Below are 19,930 nucleotides of genomic sequence, written 5' to 3'. Positions count from 1 at the left end.
GGGCTAGCGGGTGGCAGCTTGGAGTTTGGTCGGCCAGGGGAAGACGAGGGGGTCGAGGCTCGACTGCCAGCAGTGGCTCAGTTCCCGGAGTGTGTTGGTGGCGCGGTCCAGGTCCGTGTCGTCGTAGGGACAGGCGTCCGCCCGGCTGATGCCCCAGCTCTCGCGGGCTTGGGCGTACGGCGTACGTCGATCGTTCTCGACGGCTTCGTGGATGACGCTTGTGAGGACCTCGCTCACGCCGATGCTGTTCGGCGCTTTCAGGATTCGGGTGCTGCGGACTTTGGCGTCGTGGCGTTTCTTGCCTGCCGTCTGTTGCATGCTGTCGAACACTGCGCCTGCCGCGATGCAGCCGAAGATGCCGTCGGCGATTCCGAGTTCGCGTTCGGTGACGGCGTGCGCGAGGTCGTGGGGGACGCGATGCTTGCGTGAGTACGAGGACAGGGTGAACACCGCGCCGTCCGCTCGCCGGATCAGCGTGAAGCACTCGCCGCGCGGGTCGTGATGGAACGTCAGGTGCATGACCACCACAGTGGACCCTTGCGCCTCGGCGTACCACCGGATTTCCCGGCGGCACGGGACTCTCGGCCACCGCGGTCCGGCCAAATACGAACGACAGAACAAGATCACGCAGGTAGCCTCACCAGATCATGGAGATGTCCGACATCACCCGGGCGATAGCGGCTGCGACTTCGATCGCCGCATCGCTCGCTCTTCCAGTCAACGACGCCGTCGTTCTGCACAACTCGAACAAGCTGGCGCTGCGGCTGACGCCGTGCGATGTCTTTGCCCGGGTCGCGCCTGTGGGGCAAGAGGTTGCCCAGTTCGAAGTCGAGCTCGCTCAACGACTCGCCGAGGCCGGAAGCCCGGTGGGTGCGTTGGAGCCACGGGTGGACCCGCTGGTGTACACCTGCGATGGCTTCGCAGTGACGCTGTGGGTCTACTACGAGCCCGTGACACCTCACGTCTCACCAGCCGACTACGCCAAGGCGCTGGAGCAGCTGCACGCCGGCATGCGCAAGGTTGATGTGCCGAGCCCACGGTTCACGGATCGGATCGCGGAGGCGGAGGAAATCGTTGGCGACCCGGATCTCTCGCCGAAGCTCGCTGACGCGGACCGTGTGTTCCTCAGCAGCAGACTGGGAAGCCTGCGACGGGCGATCGAGGACCGCGGCGCCGTGGAGCAGCTGCTCCACGGCGAGCCGCATCCAGGCAACGTGCTCAGCACGAAGAACGGCCCGTTGTTCATCGACTTCGAGACGTGCTGTCGTGGACCCGTCGAGTTCGACCTCGCCCATGTTCCAGCGGCGGTCTGCGAGCACTACCCGGGCGTTGACCAAGGACTGCTGGACGAGTGCCGGCAACTCGTTCTCGCGATGGTCGCAGCGTGGCGTTGGGATATTGGCGACCAGTTCCCGAACGGGAGGCGATTCGGAGAGGAGTTCCTGCGCGCGCTGCGCACGGGTCCGCCTTGGCCGACCCTCGACACGATGGCCACGCGACTGGATGGTCTGTAGAAATCGCCGTCATTTGGCGGCGTCGCGGACGTAGGTGCTGATGGCTTCGACGTAGTCGGTCGGCTGTTCCTCGTCGATCAGGTGACCGCTGCGGTCGAAGATACATAGCACAGCGTTGGGCATGCGGTTAGCGAGGTCGCGGGCCATGTCGAAGCCCACGTGGCGATCCCAGAGTCCGATCATCACCAGCGCGGGGATCGTGATCGCAGCCAAGTCGTCGGCAAGGTCGGGACGTTCGGTGCCGACCAGTGCGAGCGCCATCTCCATGTTCATCTCGGGCGCGGCAGGGTCGGGCTCAGGCATGTTGGCCGGGTCGTAGTAGAAGAACCGGGCGGCGTGCTGGCTCGACGATATCGCTCCGATCGCGGCCAGGGTCCGCTGGATCGGATCGGTCAGGCCGTCCAGTTGCGTCCGCAGTTCTGTCCGTTCGGCCGGCGCGAGGAACGTGTCGACGGCGTTAGGACGCAGCGACCAGAGACCCGGGTGCAACGGACCGACGACCGGGGGAGCGTGGAGGATCAGGCGATCGACATTGTTGGGGTGGGCAACGGCGTACTCCGCGGCAAGCAGGCAGCCGAACGAGACACCCCACGGGATGATCCGGTCCAAGCCCAACGCCGACCTGATCTCCTCGAGGTCCGCCACCAACCGCGTCATGGTGTAGGTATCCGGCTCGGTCGGCTTGGCCGAACGTCCACACCCACGCTGGTCGTAGAAGATCACCGTCGAGACCTTCGCCAGTTCGTCCCCGACCGACTGCTCGACCGAGTAGCAGCTCTCACCCGGCCCACCATGCAACAGCACCAACGGCACCCCGCCGTTATGAGCCCCCGCAACCCGGACCCAGTGCTCGACCCCGCCCGCGACCACAACCCGCACCCCATCACTCAACATGCCCGCGAGCATACGTCCCAACCCGTCCCATCACCGGCCGGAAAATGGTTGGGCGGCGGGAAGCGAGGGCTGGTAGGTTTCGGGTGCACGTGACACTGCTCTAGGAGGTGAGACCCATGAACCTGCATCCTCGTGGGTGCTCCCCGGTCGTGGTCACGGTTGGGCGACTGACGTAGGTGTCGCCGGGAGCGCCTGAATCTGAAGGCACTTCCGAAAGGCGACACATCATGCATTTCACTACGCAGAATTCATCGAACGGCGTCATCGAACGCGACTTCGTCCTGGGTGACATCACCGGCGTCCTCTGGTCCCCGGAATCCGGAGCCGACGGTGCGCCACTGCACCTGATGGGTCACGGCGGCGGCCTGCACAAGAAGGCGCAGGGACTCGTGGCCCGTGCGCACTACTACGTGACCACCTGCGGTTTCACCGTGGCCGCCATCGACGCGCCCGGACACGGCGACCGGCCGCGATCGGCGGAGGACGGGAAGTGGGTCTCGGCTCTCCTCGAGGCTCGAGCGGCCGGTCAACCGATCGGCCCGATCGTCATCGACTACAACTCGTCGCTGGCGGAGCGCGCCGTACCGGAATGGCAGGCGACCTTGGACGCCCTCCAGGCACTGCCCGAGATCGGCACCGACGCGCCGATCGGCTACAGCGGCATGACCTTGGCCAGCACGATCGGGCTGATGTGGACGGCGATCGAGCCGAGGATCAGCGCAGCGGTCTTCGGTGGGGTCTTCGTGTACGACGCCCTGACCGAGGCGGCACGGCAGATCACCATCCCGGTCGAGTTCATCCTCCCGTGGGACGATGCGGAGATCGACCGCGAATCCGGGTTCGCCCTGTTCGACGCCTTCGCCTCGAAGGAGAAGACGTTGCACGCCAACCCCGGCGGCCATCACGAAGTTCCCTGGTTCGAGACCGAGATCTCGGGCCACTTCTTCGCCCGCCATCTGGGCCGATCCGTCCCATCACCGGCCTGATCTGAAGCTGTCGGCGGCCGGCTCATACCCGGCCGCCGCACAGCTGTGCTCGATCAGACACGCACTGGACAGGTCTCTAGTCCAACGACGAGCAACACTGGATGTACGGACGGCCGACTTCGCCGAACCTGATCGAGCTCACCCCCCCAGCTCCAGGACGCGAGGCCGGCCGTCTGCTCAAGGAGACGCTGCGCGACGGCGCGGCAGGCAGAGCTGGGCCGACAGCAGCCCGGCCGCGCCGATCAGGACCCACAGCGCCCAGGGCCCGATCGCGTACACGGCACCGCCGATGAGCGGTCCGGCGCCCGTACCGATCGTGTACGCGACGCCGTGCAGCCCCTGGTAGCGACCGACCATCTGCGGCGGAGCCAGACTTCCCAGATACGCCTGGGAGTACGTGCTGGTCACCATCTCGCCGAACGTCCAGATCAGCACCGTCGCCGACAACAGGACCATGTCGGTCGCGAACCCGGTCAGCGCCAGACCGATACCGACGATCAGGTTGCCGATCGCCAGGACGTATTCCGGCCGGTACCGCGAGACCCAGCCGGTGATGGGCAGCTCCAGCACCAGGACCAGCAGAGCGTTGAGCCCGATCAGCAGGCCGAAGTCTCGCGGGCTCAGACCCGCGTCGTTGACGTGCAGGGGCAGGCCGACGGTCGACTGGATGTAGACGAACTCGGCGACCACAGTCATCAGCAGGAATCGCACCAGCAGGCGGTCGGACAGCGCCTGTCGATAGCCGACCGCCCGGTCATCCTCCCTTTCCGCATCGTCAGACCCCACCTGGGGCGCATCCCGCAGCAGCCCCGCCACGACCACGCCGAACAGCAGGCACGCCGCGGCGTTGCCCAGGAACAGCCCCACATAGGAGGTGCTGGCCAGCACTCCGCCGATGACGCCGCCCAGTGCAGCGCCGATGTTCATCGCGAACCGGTACACCCCGACGGCGGCGAGCCGTTGCTGGTTGGTCGTCACGGAGTCGATCAGTACTGCGGCCGCGGCCGGCCGGTAGAGCTGCGACGTCACGCCGATGAGCCCGGCCACCGCGACGATGGCCAGGAGCGGTCCGAGGAACGGCACGATCGCAGTCAGCCCAGCGGTGGTCACCGCCGACAGCACGATCGTCCATCGCCGGCCGAGCCCGTCCGCGAGATAACCGCCGACGGCGTTGCCGAGCACCTTGCCCAGACCCGTCACGCCGAGCACGAGCCCCGCGGCGCCGGCGGAATAGCCGCGCTGGGTCAGGTAGAGCACGATGAACACGGGCAGGAAGTTGCCGACCTGGTTGACCAGGATGCCGAGACTGATGATCCACACCTGGCTGGGCAGGCCGCGCAGCGCGTCGCGGAATCGCGCGTCGTCGACGCCCGGCGGGTCCGACGGCGCGGTGCTCACGGGATGGGCTCCGTGCGTACCTGGATCGCCGCGGCCAGTCGCTTGCCGTGGGCAATCGCTTCGGCTGCGGTGGAACCGCGGGCGATGACGTGACCGACCTTGTCCTCGTTCCAGGTCAGCGGTGGTACCTCGTCGCCGGGCTTCACGTCCAACCGGAGGTCGACGTACGCCGGATCCGCGCGGACGGCGTCGACCCCGGTCACCTCGACGACCCGTCCGGGCTCCGGTGTGATGAACCGTACGGCGGCTCCGCCCCGAGGCTCGGGAGACGTGGCCAGCGGTTCCACCAGGGCGAAGCCGGCGCCCAGCGCGTAGCGCTCCATGTCGACGCCGTACGCGATCTCGGCCAGTTCGTTGATCCGGTCACCGCCGATGCGGTTGTGCGATTCGACGATCCGCGGGCCGCGCGAGGTCAACTTGACCTCCGTGTGCCCTGGACCGTTGCGCAGGCCGACCGCGTCGAGGAAGCCGGTCACCAACTGCGTGACCTCGCCCAGCGTCCCGGCCGAGAGGCCGCTCGGCTGCGAATGTCCGATCTCGACGAAACCGGCGCCGCCGACCTCCTTGTCGGTCACCGCGACGATCACGTGCCGGCCGTCGAACGACAGGGTCTCCACGCTGATCTCCGGGCCGTCCAGGAACTCCTCCATGAGGAACTCGTGGAACGAGTCGGCAAAGGCCAGGTCGCCGGCGGCCCACTGCACGTCGTCGAGGGATCGGTAGCGGTCGGCGACGACGTCGACGTCGGCCTGGCCGCGGACCCGGAAGACGCCGAGGCTGCCCGATTCGCGGACCGGCTTGACGATGATCGGGAGCCCGTGCGCCTTCACGAACTCCCGGATGTCCTGCCCGGACCGGCCGACCGCCGAGGCCACCGGACTGATGTCCCTTGCGGCCAGGTGCCGGCGCATCCGCCATTTGTCCAGCAGCAGTTCCACGGTTTCGACCGACTCGCCGCGGAGGCCGAGCGCCTCGTTGATCCGCGCCGTCGGCAGCAGCCCGAGCTCGGTCAGCGACACGGCCGCCTGGAACGGGTACGCCGCGTGCAGCGCCCGGACCAGCGGCAGGAGCCGGTCGATGTCGCCGTAGTCGAGCAGCAGCGCCTGATCGACGTACGGCCAGTGGCCGCGGTCGTACTCGTTCGGGAACTGGACGTGAACCACATCCAGGCCGAGCTCCCGGGCCTTGCACACATGCTTCAGCTTGCCGCCGACAACCAGAACGCGAGGCCGCGTGTTGGGCACAACATCGTCGAACACCGTGGCTCCTGTCAGAGAGGATCCGTGCGACCCAAACCCTGCCGGTCTGAGGTAGCCCCCGCATATCGGAACTCCTCCCTATCCCCGATCCCCGAGAACCTCCTAGGGATCCGCCGTACTGTGCGCGGCCGCCTAAGTACCCAGCTCGTTCGTGTAGCCTCCGCGCGTGGGCTCGAGATCCAGCCGGCTGATGACGTCGGTGTTCCTTGTCCGCGGCGGCCAGGTCCTGCTGCTGTACCGGAAGGGCTCGCGTGCGATGGACGAGGACTCCTGGGTCGGAATCGGCGGCCACCTCGAACCCGGCGAGATCAATGACCCCACAGCCGGTGCTCTCCGCGAGCTGGAAGAGGAGATCGGCGTGCGTCCTGACCAGATCTCTGATCTTGCCCTGCGGTATGTAGCACTTAGGGACACCGGCACCGAACTACGCCAGACCTACTACTTCACCGCCGTACTCCGGCCCGAGGCGCCGCTTCCCGTCGACTGTACCGAGGGCGATCTCCACTGGTTCGATCTGACAGTGGATCCCTCGGACCTCAAGATGCCGCCCACGGCTCGCATCGCCTTCGCCCATTGGCTGAGCCACGGCCGCCACGACGAGGCACTCCGCTTCGTCACGATCGGTGCAGATGGTTCGTGCGAGGTCACCGGCTAGGTGTTCGAGGTTCCGGTCACTCGCCGACGAGGCCGTTGATGGACTCTCGGATGAGGTCGGCGTGGCCGTTGTGGCGGGCGTATTCCTCGATCATGTGCATGACGATCCAGCGTGCGCTGGGCGTGGTGCCGTCCCTCCGGGTGCGTCCTGCCGGGCGGTCCAGGCCGCCGTCCGCCAAGGTTTCGGAGAGCAGATCGCGGGAGCGGGCCACCGCGTCCTGCCAGAGCGCCTGCAGTTCCTCGGGGGAGTCATCGGCGGCCGAGTTCCACTCCCAATCGGGGTCGGCGTCGAAGTAGTCGTCGTTCCAGATGGCCTGGCGCTCGTTCCCCCGCAGGCAATAGGAGAACCAATGGTCCTCGTAGAACGCGACGTGCTTGAGCATCCCGCCCAGCGTCATCGTCGACACGCCCACGGTCGCCCGTAGCCCGGCCGCGTCCAGGCCGGAGCACTTCCAGGCGAACGTCGCCCGCTGGTACTCCAGGAAACCCACGATCGTCTCGATCTCACCGCCCGCAAGAGGAGGCAACGGGCGTCCCTGCTCGTCCAGGCCGGTCATGCTCAGCAGCCTATGCCCGCGTCAGGTCGTGAGGTGGGCCGGACCGAACCAGATGCTGAGAGCATCGGTCAGCCCGTCGTCGGGCCCATTGGTGGCCCAAGCGGCGTACCCGTCCGGTCGGATGAGCACTGCTGCGGGCACGCTGATCTCACCGACGCCCGGGACCGTCCACTGCTCGCCGGGACAAGTGGCCGTCACGCAGTCGATCCGGTCCGCCCAGCCGTCGACCGACGGTACGTCGCCGCCGTTGAGCGCCAGCAGGATCGGACGCCCCGCAGCCAACAGTCTGTGCACACGACCGGCTCCATCGGCCGTGACGAGATCGGCATCGGGCACCCGGCGTCCGGCCAGCGGGTGGTCGCACTTCGTGTCGTAGCAGATGTCGAGCGCCGCGATCATCAGCCCGAGCCGCCGGCGTACGTCGTCGATGTCGAACAAACCGGCGAAGATCTCGCGCAGCGCCTCGCTGTGCGGGCCGGGTCGCGACAGTGCGGTCTGCGCCCGCGTGTTGTGCAGAACGCGAGCAGCCACCGGATGCCGCTCGCTCGCGTAGCTGTCGAGCAGGTCGTCGTACGCCTCGCCGCGCAGGACAGTCGCCAGCTTCCAGCCGAGGTTCACCGCATCCTGGACGCCCATGTTCAATCCCTGACCACCCGCGGGGTAGTGGATGTGGGCGGCATCGCCGGCCAGGAACACCCGACCCTCGCGATAGCGATCAGCCTGCCGCGCAGCATCGCCGTACTGCGACAACCAGCGCGGACTGTGCATACCGAAGTCGGTGCCCGCGACCTCACGGAACGACTCGCGGAAGGCCTCGAACCCAGGCTCGACCGCACGGTCGAGAACGCGGTCGTGCCGCTGCACGATCAACCGGTACCAGCCCTCCTGGAAGTTGAGGACGGAGAAGTCGCCAGGACCGCCGCGCTGCGAGAAGAGGGGACCGGCAGGCGGGTCGGTCAGCTCGACGTCGGCCAGCATGCCGGTCATGGTCGCGTCGGTCCCGTCGAAGCCGATCCCGGCCATTTTCCGTACGGCGCTTCGTCCGCCATCGCAGCCGACCAGGTACGCGGCGCGGATCCAGCCGCCGTCCGGGCCGCCGATCTCGACGTCGACACCAGTCGCGTCCTGGCGGAACCCGAGCACCGGGGAGGCCCACCGCACCGGTGCTCCCAGAGAGGTGGCGTGCTGGTCGAGTTCCCGTTCGATCTCGGCCTGCACGATGGCCAGCGTGTGCGGGTAGCGGGTGGGGAAGTCGGAGAAGTCCAGCGGCAGCCCGGCCAAGTGACCAGCCTGGATCGGCCGCCCGTGCGGCAGCATCCGCTCCAGCAGACCGCGCTGGTCGAACACTTCCATGGTCCGAGCGTGGATGCCGCCCGCGCGGGACTCGCCCGTCCGGGCCGGCAGGGCGTCCACCACGATCACGTCGATCCCGGCCAGCCGGAGTTCCCCGGCCAGCATCAGTCCGGTCGGTCCGGCGCCGGCGATGAGCACCTGAGTCTGCATGAGTTCGCTCCTTAACAACGTTAAATTGGCTTTAATGCTGTTAAGGAAAACAGAACACTGTTAAGCTGTCAAGGCAGATGCAGACACAGGAGGCAACGTGAAGCTCGATGCCGGCGCCATCGCCACGGCCGCCTTGGGGCTGCTCGACGACACGGGCGTCGACGGCCTGACGATGCGCAAGGTGGCGGCCGAGCTCGGCGTACAGGCGCCCGCGCTCTACTGGCACGTCAAGAACAAGCAGGAGTTGCTGGACGCGATGGCTCGCGTGCTGTTCGTCTCCGCCGTCGACGGCATCGAGGCGCCGCGGCGCGGGACGCAGTGGCAGGACTGGCTGATCGAGCTGGCCGGCCGCCTGCGCGCGGCGCTGCTGCGGTACCGCGACGGCGCTCGGGTGCTGGCCGGCACGAACGTCAGTGACGACTCGATGTGGCGGGTGACCGAGCTGACGTTGCGCACCCTGGAAGACGCCGGTTTCCCGATGCGGGACGCCGTACGGATCTTCCCGATTCTCCTGCACTACACGATCGGCTTCGTCCTCGAAGAGCAGGCGCAGACCGGCGTCGCGTATCCCGACGGCAATCCGTACAACCCCGAGCAGCTCGCCCAGGCCGTCGACGCCGACCGCTACCCGTTGACGGCACGGATGGTCGGAGACCTGTTCACTGCCGACCCCGACGCGGAGTTCGACCACGGCCTGCGGATCATCCTTGCCGGAGTCCACGCGACCGCGCGACCGAAAGTCTGACCCATCCGCTGGTGAGAACGCCCCGAATGTCGGCTGCACGGGGTTTCTACCAGTGGGAGGTCAGCACATGAGTAACGCAACGCGCCGGGGGTTCCTGGTGTTCGCGGGCGCGGGGACGGTTGCGGCGGTGGGAGCGGTCGCAGCGGTTGGTGCGGTCGGCGACAAGGCCGCGGACGCGGCGAAGACATCGCTGGAACCGGGCGACCTGGCTGACGCCGAGTCGTTCGTCGTCCACGTCAAGGACGTGAAGTCCGGTCAACTGGCGATCATGGTCGGCCACCGCGAGGTGCTCGTGACCGATCGTGAACTCGCGGCCCGCCTTGCCGGCGTGACGACCGCCTGATCCAGCCTTTCAGCATCTGTTCTTGGAGGAATTGTCATGTCTTCGCACCGCGAGGCACCGGAGATCTCGAAGGATCCGGTGGCCGACAACACCGATGTCTACGCGTTCGTCAGTCCGGACGCACCGGACACGGTCACGATCATCGCCAACTTCATCCCGTTCCAGAACCCGTTCGGCGGGCCGAACTTCTACGAGTTCGGCGACGACGTGCTCTACCAGATCCACATCTCCAACCGTGGAACCGGGCAGGCCGACATCAGCTACCAGTTCCGCTTCCGCGCCGAGATCCGGAACAAGAAGACGTTCCTGTACAACACCGGTCCGATCACGTCGATCAAGGACCGTACCTGGAACCGGCCGCAGTACTACTCCGTGACCCGCGTCGAGCAAGGCCGGTCCCGGACCCTCGCCCGGAACCTGACCGCCCCGCCGGTCAACGTCGGAGTCCGCAGTACGCCGAACTACGCCAGGCTCGCCCGCCAGGCGATCCACACCATCGGCACCGGTCGCAAGGTGTTCGCGGGGCAGCGCGCCGACGCGTTCTGGGCCGACCTGGGCAGCATCTTCGACCTCGGCACCCTGCGGCCTTTCCAGATGGCTCACCTGATCCCGTCTGCCGCCGCTATGGGCGTGAACGGGCTGCAGGGTTCCAACGTGCACACCATCGCGATCCAGGTCCCGATCACCGACCTGACCCGCGACGGCCGCCGGCCGACGAAGGTGCTGGACCCCAAGTCCGTCATCGGTGTCTACGCGTCGGCCAGCCGTCAGCAGTCCCGGATCGTCGACGGCAACGGCACCTCGGTGTGGCACGGCCCTTACAAGCAGGTCTCACGGCTGGGCAACCCGCTGTTCAACGAGGTCATCGTGCCGATGGCGGAGAAGGACCGCTGGAACAGCCTGCCACCGTCGGCCGACAAGCGGTTCGCCGGATTCGTCACCAAGCCGGAGCTCGCCGGCCTGCTGCCGGTGCTGTACCCGGGTGTGTTCCCGAGGTTGGCGGCGTACAAGAAGCCACGTGCGGACCTGGCGGCGATCCTGCTGACCGGCATCCCGAAGGATGTCGTCGACGGCTTCCAGAACTACACCGGTCCGGTCCAGGCCGACATGTTGCGCCTCAACGTCGCCGTACCGCCGGCCAAGTCGCCCAACCCACTCGGCCTGGTCGCGGGTGACGCGGCCGGATTCCCGAACGGCCGGCGCCTGATCGACGACGTCGTGACGGTCGAACTGCGGGCCGTCGCCGGCATCACGATCCCGCTGGTCGACAAGTCGTTCAAGCCCGACGACGCGGCCGGTGCGATCAAGGACGGTACGTCGAACACCAACGGCCCGCTGCTCGACCGCTTCCCCTACCTCGGTACTCCGGGCGGCGGCTACCAGTCGCTGCCGGGCACCCCGGCCGCGTGATCACGATGAGCGGCCCAGGGAACAACGCGGTCGAGAATCCCCATGCGGGGAAGGGGTCCTCGGTCCTGCTCGACATCGGCGGGGACATCGGTGCCCTCGTGATCGCCATGCCGGCCGACCTCGAAGACGAGGAGGTCGAACTCCGCAAGGCCGGCTCGTCGGGTCCTTCCCATCACCATCACCATCACGACCACGACCACGACCACGACCACGGGCATGGGCACGGGTCTGCGCCGCATGTGGCCGTCGTACCTCGGCCGAAGCCCGATGGCACGACAGCGCACTCCGCGGTCTTCTCAGAAGTTGCCCAGGGCACCTACGAGCTCTACCTCCGCCCGCACGGCCCGGTGCAGCTGACGGTCGAGATCCACGGCGGCCGGGTCACCGAGGCGACCTGGCCTAGCTGACGGGGCTCGGCTTCTGTGCCTCGAAGAGGAACCGTTCGCTGGTCGCCACGAACACACCGTCTCGCTGGATCTGCTCGTGCAACGCCAGCAGCCGGTCGCGATATCGCTCCACGGTGAAGTCCGGAACGATCCAGATCACCTTGCGCAGGAAGTGAACCACCGCGGCGATGTCGAAGAACTCCATCCGCAACGACTCCGGCCGGACCTGTACGACGGACAGCCCGACGGACTCTGCTGAGGCCACAGCCTTCTCGGTACTGCGTCCTGTACCGACAGGCTGTGGCCCCATCATGTATTCGGTCAACTCGATCACGGTGCCGGAGCCGATCTGTTGAGACAGATACACGCCACCAGACCGCAGTACCCGGGCGATCTCCGGCCAGATCACCACGGTCGGATGCCGGCTCACGACGAGGTCGAACGACTCCGGGTCGAACGGCAGCGGGGCGTCGTCCGCAACCTCGACCACGGTGCCGCCGTGGGGCGCGAGGTTGCGCCGCGCAATCTCCAGGTTGGGTGGCCACGACTCGGTCGCGGCGAGCCGTGACGGCGCAGTCGGGATTCCGGCCAGCACCTCGCCGCCGCCGGTCTGGATGTCGAGGGCCGCCTCGGCGGTCGCCATCCGGGTGCCGATGAGCTTCTGGTATCCCCACGACGGACGTTCCTCGGTGGCGCGGCCCTCGAACCAGGAGAAATCCCAGCCCTCGACCGAGACGGCTTCACCTTCTGCGATGAGTTCCTCGAATGAACGCATGGCCGCCATCTTCGCAGTTCGCCGGGTCGATCTGACCGTCCCGCAAACTGTCGGTGGCCGGTGCGACGATCGGGTGGTCGACGTACGGGACCGAGGTAAAGGAGCGGGAGATGGCCGAAGTGACGCATGAGGTTCGCCTCAGGCCGGTCGAGGATCAGGACGTCGAGGTGTTCTTCGACCACCAGGCCGATCCCATCGCGAACGAGATGGCCGCGGTTCCGGCTCGCGACAAGGATCAGGTCACCGCGCACTGGGCGAAGATCCGCGGCGACGACACCAAGATCCACTGGACGATCGTGGCGGACGGCGCGGTGGCGGGAAACGTCGTGAGTTGGGAACAGGACGGCCAGCAAATGCTCGGCTACTGGGTCGGCCGCGAACTCTGGGGCAGAGGCATCGCCACGGAGGCCGTCACACAGTTCCTGACCCAGATGCCAACCCGGCCCCTGACTGCCCACGTCGCAGCCCACAACGCCGGCTCGATCCGCGTCCTGGAAAAGTGCGGCTTCCACCGAGACCACGCCCAAGAAGCAACCGCACCGCCGTCCGACGACGGCATCCAGGAGTACATCTACGTCCTCGACGCGCTACAGACGTGAGAGCACTTGCTCCTCAGCGTCAGGGCTCGAGCTCGGTGGGTTGGTACAGCGGGATGAACCGGATGATCGGCTCCTCGTAAGGATGGGCCGCCTTCAGCGCCTTCAGGACGACTGCTGCCGCTGAGGTCTCGCATTCGGACTCGACTCGGGTCTCGGTCCCGTGCATCAGCTTCCCGATCTCGCCGTCGAAGGGTTCGGCGCCGGGCATCGGCTTCCAGGTTCCGCCGATCTGCCAGAAGCTGGTCACTTGGTCGTACCGGCCGACCCGTCCGGCACCGGCGGATTCCAGCGCCGCCAGGATCGCGGACACGTGGTCGTCGGGGACGCAGACCTCGATCTTGACTCTCGACATCACAACTCTCCTCTCACACGTCAGGGTAGAGTTTGGGACAGTGAGGCGATCTGGTGCTCCTCACCCGCCTGTCTGCACCTCACCCCGCCTGTCCCGATCAAGCGACCCTCGAGCTGTGACGCCCGCGCAAGGATGCGCAGGAGCCGGCCTGCCCTGAGGCCCGCCTGTGCCTGTGTCTGGAGACCGCATGACCTCGCTGACGCCTGAGTCAGCCACGCCCGGATCCGTTCCGTCCCTGACCGACGTCACATCCGTCCTGGCGGCGCTGCGTTCCCCACGGCGCCTGCGGACGGAGGTGCTGGCCGGCCTCGTCGTCGGGCTGGCGCTGATTCCCGAGGCGATCAGCTTCTCGATCATCGCCGGCGTGGACCCGAGGGTCGGGCTGTTCGCCTCCTTCACGATGGCGGTGTCGATCGCGTTCCTGGGCGGACGCCCGGCGATGATCTCCGCGGCCACCGGAGCGGTCGCGCTGGTGATCGCGCCGGTGATGCGCAACCACGGCTTCGAGTACTTCGTCGCCACGGTGATCCTGGCCGGGATCCTGCAGGTCGTCCTGGGCGTGCTCGGTGTCGCCCGGCTGATGCGGTTCATCCCTCGCTCGGTCATGGTCGGCTTCGTCAACTCGCTCGCGATCCTGATCTTCCTGGCGCAGCTTCCACATCTGACCCACGTCCCCTGGCTGGTCTACCCGCTGGTCGCGGCCGGCATCGCGGTGATGGTGTTCCTGCCGAAGCTGACCAAGGCGGTCCCGGCCCCGCTGATCGCCATCCTCGCCGTCACGCTGTTCGTGGCGCTGACCTCGGTCACTGTGCCGACCGTGGGGGATGAGGGCAAACTGCCCGACAGCCTGCCATCACTCTTCTTCCCGGACGTGCCGCTGAACCTCGACACGGTGCGCATCATCGCGCCGTACGCCGTCGCGATGGCTCTCGTCGGACTGCTCGAATCCCTGATGACCGCCAAGCTCGTCGACGACATCACCGACACACACTCGGTGAAGACCCGCGAAGCCTGGGGGCAGGGCGTCTCGAACATCATCACCGGCTTCTTCGGTGGGATGGGCGGTTGCGCGATGATCGGCCAGACGATGATCAACGTGAAGGCCTCCGGTGCCAGGACCCGGATCTCCACGTTCCTGGCCGGCGTGTTCCTGCTGATCCTCGTCGTCGGCCTCGGAGACCTCGTCGGTGACATCCCGATGGCCGCGCTGGTCGCGGTGATGATCATGGTCTCGGTCGGCACGTTCGACTGGCACAGCATTCGGCCCAAGACGCTGCGCCGGATGCCGCGCAGTGAAACGATCGTGATGCTGTCGACCGTCGTGATCGTCGTCATCACCCACAACCTCGCTATCGGGGTCGTCGTCGGTGTCCTCGTCGCGATGGTGTTGTTCGCGCGCCGCGTCGCCCACTTCACCACCGTCAGCGAGGTGGCTCACCCCGACGAGAACACCAAGACGTACGCCGTCAGCGGTGAGCTCTTCTTTGCCTCCAGCAACGACCTCGTCTACCAGTTCGACTATCGGGGCGACCCCGCGAACGTGGTCATCGACCTGACCGACTCCCACATCTGGGACGCGTCGACCGTGGCGACCCTGGACGCGATCACCACGAAGTACGAGCGGTACGGCAAAACCGTCAGTATCGTCGGCCTGAACCCTTCCAGCGCGGAACGCCACCAGCGCCTGGCCGGGCAGCTCAGCGCCGGCCACTAGTCGGGGATACGGGACAGGCTTCGGGTGACGAGGCGCGTTACGTATCTGGTGTGTGGATCGGGTAGGTCGAGGAGTTGGGCGTACTCGCGAGCCTCGACCGCCAGTTTGAGCGGCGCGACCTGCAGCGCGATCCCCGCCAGCCGGCGCCTCTCGGCAGCGCTTCCCCACGGTACGGCGTCCAGGTAGGCCGACAGTACGTCGGGGACGTTGCCCAACTCGTCCGCCTCCTGCAGCAGTCGATCCAGGGAGAGCATCGGGCAACCGACCCTGGCCTCTTCCCAGTCGAGCAGAACAACAGACCCGTCGTCTCGCACCAGACCGTTGGTGCCCTGGACGTCCGGGTGATCGATCGAGCTCGGCACGACCGCGGTCAGTTCCTCGATGCCGCGTTGCAGAGTGGGAAGGTGACGACGCAGCCCGGCGACCAACTCGTCGTCCAGATCGGCCACCCGGCTGAGGTCCGTCAGTAGAGTCTCCGGAATCGCGGACAGGTCGTAGTGCGGCAGGCCACTGAGCTCAGCGTCGGCCATCGCGCTTTGCACCTCACCGAGCGTCCTCGCCTGCGTCACCAGAGCAGCGGGTCCCGTCTTCTCGACAGTCGGGCCGCCCACAAACGCGAAAACGCAACGCTGCCAGACAGGATGATCGTCATGCGCAAGCAGCGCCGCCGTCGCCTGCGGGTACGCGCGCTCAACCGCCCGATGCACGGCGGCAGCATGCGGGTACACGACCGGAGAGGCGTGCTTGACGACGACGTACTCGCCGTCCACCTCGAACAACCCGGTAGCTCCCCACCGCTTCACCCTGAGCACTTCAACGGGCCCCCGAACCACCCCCGGCAAGACCGAGCCCACCCAGGCCGACAGCCCGGCAATGTCTTCCCGATCCCCAGGCCACTCAGAAAGCTCAGGCACTACCCACCGCATCCTCTCTCACAACCATCAGGACATCTGAGCGCGCACCTTCACGGACTCATCGCTCACCCGGTCCATGATGATGTACGGCAGGTCGAGCCGACGGTCTGGGCTGATAGCGTCGTTGGTTGTGGACGGCGCTGATGACTTGCAACTGGCGTTCGACACCTCGGATCTGGCGGCGGACGTCGCGCTCGGGTACTTCGAGTCCGGCGTTTCGGCAACGCTGAAGGCTGACGGCACACCGGTCACGGAAGCTGATCGGGCGGTCGAGCGATTGGTTCGCAAGACGTTGTCTGCGGCCAGACCGGACGATGCGCTCCTCGGCGAGGAACTCGGTCGGCTCGGTGAGTCCGATCGGGTCTGGATCATCGATCCGATCGACGGTACGTCGTACTTCAGCCGGCATGATCCGAACTGGCGGGTTCAGATTGCGCTGGAGGTTGCCGGGAGCATCGAGATGGCGGTCGTCACTGCGCCGGCGCTGCGACGCTGCTGGTGGGCGACCCGTGGCGGCGGTTCCTTCGAGTCGTCCTGGCCACGCGAGGCGGCCGAAGCGAAGCGCCTCGAGGTCAGCACCACGTCAAGCTTGGCTGATGCTCGGATCGAGGCTCTGGACGCCGCGTCCAGAGCCCGCCTGGCACCGGCCGTGGCCAACCCACCGGCCACCCCTCTCCCGCTGATCGAGCTCGTTCGTGGCGAGATCGATGCCTTCCTGGTAGAGCGCTACCACCTCTGGGATCACGCGCCCTGGATCCTCCTCGTCGAAGAAGCCGGCGGCCACTTCACCAACCCAACCGGAACCCACACCGGCGACCAAGGCGGCGGCCTCTACTCCAACGCCAACCTGCACACCCAACTCCTCACCACCCTCAACTACCCGTGACGGACCGCGGGCCGAGCCGCACACCAAGAGCGGGATGACGCGTGGGATCAACCACGTCCCGCTGGACGACTACGGCGTACTGACCAGGACGGCGGCGTGTCTGCCGGTGGTTAGGGATTGGAGAGGTAGCCGTCGGCAACTAGCCCCGGTCTCCATGATCTGAATGTAATCAAGTGACTACTGTCTGCCAGCACAACTGCGCAGCGATCCTGTCAAAATCGAGTCCGTACGATGGGTGGGTGCCGTCGACATTGCCCGAGGGGGAGGTTGCGCCCCGGGACGGGGCGCTGCCGGAAACCGCAGTTCGCGAGGCCGCCACGCGGCCGCTCGGGTTCTACCTCCATGTGCCGTTCTGCGCGTCCCGCTGCGGGTACTGCGACTTCAACACGTACACCGCGACGGAGCTCGGTGGCGGCGCGTCCCAGGCGTCGTACGCCGACACCGCGATCGGCGAGGTGCGGATGGCTCGGCGAGTCCTCCAGAGCCTGGATCAACCCGTCGACACGGTGTTCTTCGGCGGCGGTACGCCGACCCTCCTGCCGGCCAAGGACCTCGGGAAGATGCTGGCCGCGGTACGCGACGAGTTCGGACTGGCGCCGGGCGCCGAGGTGACGACCGAGGCCAATCCGGAGTCGGTGGATCCGGCGTACCTCGAAGGTCTCCTCGAGGCCGGGTTCACCCGGGTGAGCTTCGGCATGCAGAGCGCCTCGTCGCACGTGCTGAGGATTCTCGACCGGCAGCACACGCCCGGCCGAGCGCTCGACGCGGTGAAGGAAGCGACCGCGGCCGGGTTCGAGCACGTCAACCTCGACCTGATCTACGGCACCCCCGGCGAGTCACTCGACGACTGGCGGGCCTCGCTCGAGTCGGCGCTGTCGGCGCAGCCTGATCACGTGAGCGCCTACGCGCTGATCGTCGAGGACGGGACCCAACTGGCCCGCCGGGTCCGGCGCGGCGAGCTGCCGATGCCGGACGACGACGACCTCGCCGACAAGTACGTGCTGGCCGACGAGATGCTGTCCGCCCAAGGCCTGACCTGGTACGAGGTCTCCAACTGGGCCCGCACCGAGGACGCCCGCTGCCGGCACAACGAGCTCTACTGGCGCGGCGACACCTGGTGGGGGATCGGCCCCGGCGCGCACAGCCACGTCGGCGGCGTTCGCTGGTGGAACGTCAAGCATCCCAGCGCGTACGCCGACCGCCTCGGCGCCGACGACAGTCCAGCGTACGCACGCGAAACCCTCGACGCCGAGACCCGCCGGGTGGAACGTGTCCTGCTCGAGATCCGGTTGTCCGCCGGCCTCCCACTCGACGTACTCGACGACGAAGGCAGAGCCGCGGCGGAGCGGATGCCCGACCTGGTGACGCGGGAGGCGGACCGTCTGGTCCTCACCCGCCAGGGTCGTCTCCTCGCCGACGCGGTCGTCCGGGACCTGCTGCCCTAGCGTTCTGATATCACTCCCTGTGGTCAGCGTTCGGTGATCGACGCGGTTCGCTGCGTGACGACGCGCGGAAGTATGTACTGACCTGGTCGGTCTCGTTTCGCTGCGTGACGACGAAGTGCTTGACATACCCAGTCGCGACGCTTGAAACTCAGCACACTTTCGCGATCCGAGAGCGCTCTCAACTCCGTCCAGTCCAGGGAGCTTTTGATGCGGCCCAGAAACGGTGCCGGCCTCCGCCCCATCGCACTGCTGTGTGCTTGTACTGCCGTTCTGCTCGCCTCCGCCTGCGGTGGGTCCGGGGGGTCGGATGCCTCAGGCAACAATGCCGGCGACGGCCCGAAGATCGAACTGACCATCGCCACCTTCAACGAGTTCGGCTACGAGGACCTGTACCGCGAGTACGAGGCCCAGCACCCGAACATCAAGATCGTCGAGCGCCGCGCGCCCACCGTCGACGCGCACATCAAGAACCTGGACACCAACCTGGCGAACGGGTCCGGCCTGGCCGACATCGAGGCGATGGAGGTCAGCTGGATCTACAACTACCTGGCCAAGGCGGACCAGTTCGTCGACCTGCGCGACTACGGCGCCAACGACCTGAAGGACCGCTGGCTGGACTGGAAGGTCGCCGGTGCGACCACCCCGGACGGCAAGATCATCGGGTACGGCACCGACATCGGGCCGGAGGCGATCTGCTACCGCCGCGACCTGTTCGCGAAGGCCGGGCTGCCGACCGACCGAGCTCAGGTCGCGAAGTTGTTCACCGACTGGTCGTCGTACTTCGCCACCGGCCGGAAGTTCAAGCAGAAGGTGCCCGGCTCGGCCTGGTACGACTCCGCCGTACTGACCTGGGAGGCGATGCGCAACCAGCTGATCCAGGCCTACTACTCCAACCAGGACCGCTTCCTCGGCGCGGAGAACCCGCTGCTGAAGAAGACCTGGGACCAGGTGGTGAAGGGCACCGCCGACGGCCTGTCCGCCGGGCTGCCGGCCTGGAGCGACGAGTGGAACAAGGCGTTCCGCACCGACAGGTTCGCGACGATGGCCTGCCCCGGCTGGCTGCTCGGCGTGATCCAGGGCAACGCCGGCAGCTACGGCAAGGGCAAGTGGGACGTCGCCGACGTGTTCCCCGGCGGTGGCGGCAACTGGGGCGGTTCGTATCTGACCGTGCCGAAGCAGTCGCCGCAACCGGTCGAGGCGGCCCGGCTGGCTGCCTGGCTGACCGCGCCCGAGCAGCAGATCAAGGTGTTCAAGAAGGTCGGCTCGTTCCCCTCGACACTCGACGCGTACGACGATCCGCAGGTCAAGTCGCAGGTGAACCCGTACTTCAACAACGCGCCGGTCGGGCAGATCTTCGTCAACCGCGCGAAGAACGTGATCCTCAAGCAGCACAAGGGACCACGCGATGGTGAGATCAACCAGGTGTTCAGCGCCGCACTGACCAAGGTCGACGAAGGCAAGCAGCCTCCCGACGCGGCCTGGAAGCAGGCGCTCGACCTCGCCGACAAGGCCGCGAACACCCGGAAGAGTGGCTGACACCCCGGCCGCCGGCGGCGCGCGAACGCCCGGCCGAAGTACTACGGTGTGAAGGCACAT

Annotated in this window: 21 protein-coding genes; 12 read left to right on the top strand and 9 right to left on the bottom strand. The window is 67.1% G+C overall.

All coding sequences use genetic code 11. The features are described from left to right. Positions 1-3: 3 nt before the first annotated feature. The gene (locus ACIBG5_RS29650) at positions 4-519 is read right to left on the bottom strand and encodes a hypothetical protein (RefSeq protein WP_396394767.1); all 516 of its coding nucleotides are present in this window, start codon (positions 517-519) and stop codon (positions 4-6) included. A 128-nt stretch (positions 520-647) separates the two neighbouring features. On the opposite strand from ACIBG5_RS29650, the gene ACIBG5_RS29645 reads away from it, so the two are divergent. Next, the gene (locus ACIBG5_RS29645) at positions 648-1,514 is read left to right on the top strand and encodes a phosphotransferase (protein ID WP_396394766.1); all 867 of its coding nucleotides are present in this window, start codon (positions 648-650) and stop codon (positions 1,512-1,514) included. 9 nt (positions 1,515-1,523) lie between these two features. Here the strand turns inward: ACIBG5_RS29645 and ACIBG5_RS29640 are convergent, their stop codons facing one another. After that, a complete protein-coding gene (locus ACIBG5_RS29640; protein WP_396394765.1) occupies positions 1,524-2,408 on the bottom strand; it encodes an alpha/beta fold hydrolase in 885 nt (294 codons plus the stop codon). Positions 2,409-2,635: 227 nt separating this feature from the next. On the opposite strand from ACIBG5_RS29640, the gene ACIBG5_RS29635 reads away from it, so the two are divergent. Continuing rightward, positions 2,636-3,394, top strand: coding sequence for an alpha/beta hydrolase (locus tag ACIBG5_RS29635; protein ID WP_396394764.1), 759 nt, complete (start codon positions 2,636-2,638; stop codon positions 3,392-3,394). A 177-nt stretch (positions 3,395-3,571) separates the two neighbouring features. Here the strand turns inward: ACIBG5_RS29635 and ACIBG5_RS29630 are convergent, their stop codons facing one another. After that, complete coding sequence (locus ACIBG5_RS29630; RefSeq protein WP_396394763.1) at positions 3,572-4,792, bottom strand: MDR family MFS transporter; 1,221 nt, start codon at positions 4,790-4,792, stop codon at positions 3,572-3,574. Further along, a complete protein-coding gene (locus tag ACIBG5_RS29625) occupies positions 4,789-6,051 on the bottom strand; it encodes an ATP-grasp domain-containing protein (protein ID WP_396394762.1) in 1,263 nt (420 codons plus the stop codon). Before ACIBG5_RS29625 ends, ACIBG5_RS29630 begins: the two co-directional genes overlap by 4 nt. 166 nt (positions 6,052-6,217) lie before the next feature. Between ACIBG5_RS29625 and ACIBG5_RS29620 the strand changes: the two genes are divergently transcribed. Then, entirely contained in the window at positions 6,218-6,706 is a 489-nt protein-coding gene (locus ACIBG5_RS29620; protein ID WP_396394761.1) for an NUDIX domain-containing protein, read from the top strand. A gap of 16 nt (positions 6,707-6,722) precedes the next feature. On the opposite strand, the gene ACIBG5_RS29615 is transcribed toward ACIBG5_RS29620, so the two are convergent. Further along, positions 6,723-7,262 (bottom strand): DinB family protein, encoded by a 540-nt coding sequence (locus ACIBG5_RS29615; protein WP_396394760.1) that lies wholly within the window; start codon positions 7,260-7,262, stop codon positions 6,723-6,725. Positions 7,263-7,283: 21 nt separating this feature from the next. Continuing rightward, the gene (locus ACIBG5_RS29610) at positions 7,284-8,765 is read right to left on the bottom strand and encodes an FAD-dependent monooxygenase (protein ID WP_396394759.1); all 1,482 of its coding nucleotides are present in this window, start codon (positions 8,763-8,765) and stop codon (positions 7,284-7,286) included. A gap of 97 nt (positions 8,766-8,862) precedes the next feature. On the opposite strand from ACIBG5_RS29610, the gene ACIBG5_RS29605 reads away from it, so the two are divergent. The 4 genes from ACIBG5_RS29605 (at position 8,863) to ACIBG5_RS29590 (ending at position 11,670) form a co-directional block, all read left to right on the top strand. Then, positions 8,863-9,510, top strand: a complete 648-nt coding sequence (locus ACIBG5_RS29605) for a TetR/AcrR family transcriptional regulator C-terminal domain-containing protein (protein ID WP_396394758.1) — start codon at positions 8,863-8,865, stop codon at positions 9,508-9,510. Positions 9,511-9,577: 67 nt separating this feature from the next. Then, positions 9,578-9,853 (top strand): hypothetical protein, encoded by a 276-nt coding sequence (locus ACIBG5_RS29600; RefSeq protein ID WP_131350022.1) that lies wholly within the window; start codon positions 9,578-9,580, stop codon positions 9,851-9,853. A 36-nt stretch (positions 9,854-9,889) separates the two neighbouring features. After that, positions 9,890-11,263, top strand: coding sequence for a DUF4331 domain-containing protein (locus ACIBG5_RS29595; protein ID WP_396394757.1), 1,374 nt, complete (start codon positions 9,890-9,892; stop codon positions 11,261-11,263). A gap of 5 nt (positions 11,264-11,268) precedes the next feature. Further along, a complete protein-coding gene (locus ACIBG5_RS29590) occupies positions 11,269-11,670 on the top strand; it encodes a hypothetical protein (RefSeq protein ID WP_396394756.1) in 402 nt (133 codons plus the stop codon). On the opposite strand, the gene ACIBG5_RS29585 is transcribed toward ACIBG5_RS29590, so the two are convergent. Continuing rightward, complete coding sequence (locus ACIBG5_RS29585) at positions 11,663-12,424, bottom strand: class I SAM-dependent methyltransferase (RefSeq protein ID WP_396394755.1); 762 nt, start codon at positions 12,422-12,424, stop codon at positions 11,663-11,665. The two genes, ACIBG5_RS29590 and ACIBG5_RS29585, sit on opposite strands and share 8 nt — an antisense overlap. Positions 12,425-12,534: 110 nt before the next feature. On the opposite strand from ACIBG5_RS29585, the gene ACIBG5_RS29580 reads away from it, so the two are divergent. Further along, on the top strand, positions 12,535-13,023 hold the full coding sequence (locus ACIBG5_RS29580) for a GNAT family N-acetyltransferase (RefSeq protein WP_396394754.1): 489 nt from the start codon (positions 12,535-12,537) through the stop codon (positions 13,021-13,023). A gap of 19 nt (positions 13,024-13,042) precedes the next feature. Here the strand turns inward: ACIBG5_RS29580 and ACIBG5_RS29575 are convergent, their stop codons facing one another. Continuing rightward, complete coding sequence (locus tag ACIBG5_RS29575) at positions 13,043-13,375, bottom strand: hypothetical protein (RefSeq protein ID WP_396394753.1); 333 nt, start codon at positions 13,373-13,375, stop codon at positions 13,043-13,045. A 187-nt stretch (positions 13,376-13,562) separates the two neighbouring features. Here ACIBG5_RS29575 and ACIBG5_RS29570 point away from each other — a divergent pair, with 187 nt between their 5' ends. Continuing rightward, positions 13,563-15,089: a SulP family inorganic anion transporter gene (locus ACIBG5_RS29570; RefSeq protein WP_396394751.1), complete on the top strand. Its 1,527-nt coding sequence runs from the start codon at positions 13,563-13,565 to the stop codon at positions 15,087-15,089. Here ACIBG5_RS29570 and ACIBG5_RS29565 read toward each other — a convergent pair. Then, a complete protein-coding gene (locus ACIBG5_RS29565) occupies positions 15,086-15,892 on the bottom strand; it encodes a hypothetical protein (protein WP_396394750.1) in 807 nt (268 codons plus the stop codon). The genes ACIBG5_RS29570 and ACIBG5_RS29565 overlap by 4 nt on opposite strands. A gap of 241 nt (positions 15,893-16,133) precedes the next feature. On the opposite strand from ACIBG5_RS29565, the gene ACIBG5_RS29560 reads away from it, so the two are divergent. The 3 genes from ACIBG5_RS29560 (at position 16,134) to ACIBG5_RS29550 (ending at position 19,870) form a co-directional block, all read left to right on the top strand. Continuing rightward, positions 16,134-16,889, top strand: a complete 756-nt coding sequence (locus ACIBG5_RS29560) for an inositol monophosphatase family protein (protein ID WP_396394749.1) — start codon at positions 16,134-16,136, stop codon at positions 16,887-16,889. Between the two features lie 239 nt (positions 16,890-17,128). Then, a complete protein-coding gene (gene hemW / locus ACIBG5_RS29555; RefSeq protein ID WP_396394747.1) occupies positions 17,129-18,334 on the top strand; it encodes a radical SAM family heme chaperone HemW in 1,206 nt (401 codons plus the stop codon). Positions 18,335-18,541: 207 nt separating this feature from the next. Beyond that, the gene (locus ACIBG5_RS29550; protein ID WP_396394746.1) at positions 18,542-19,870 is read left to right on the top strand and encodes an extracellular solute-binding protein; all 1,329 of its coding nucleotides are present in this window, start codon (positions 18,542-18,544) and stop codon (positions 19,868-19,870) included. Positions 19,871-19,930 lie beyond the last annotated feature (60 nt).

The organism is Kribbella sp. NPDC050241, from assembly GCF_044459685.1.
Lineage (GTDB): Bacteria > Actinomycetota > Actinomycetes > Propionibacteriales > Kribbellaceae > Kribbella.
Note: the sequence above shows the minus strand (reverse complement) of the source record. Positions and strands in the feature narration are given on the sequence as shown.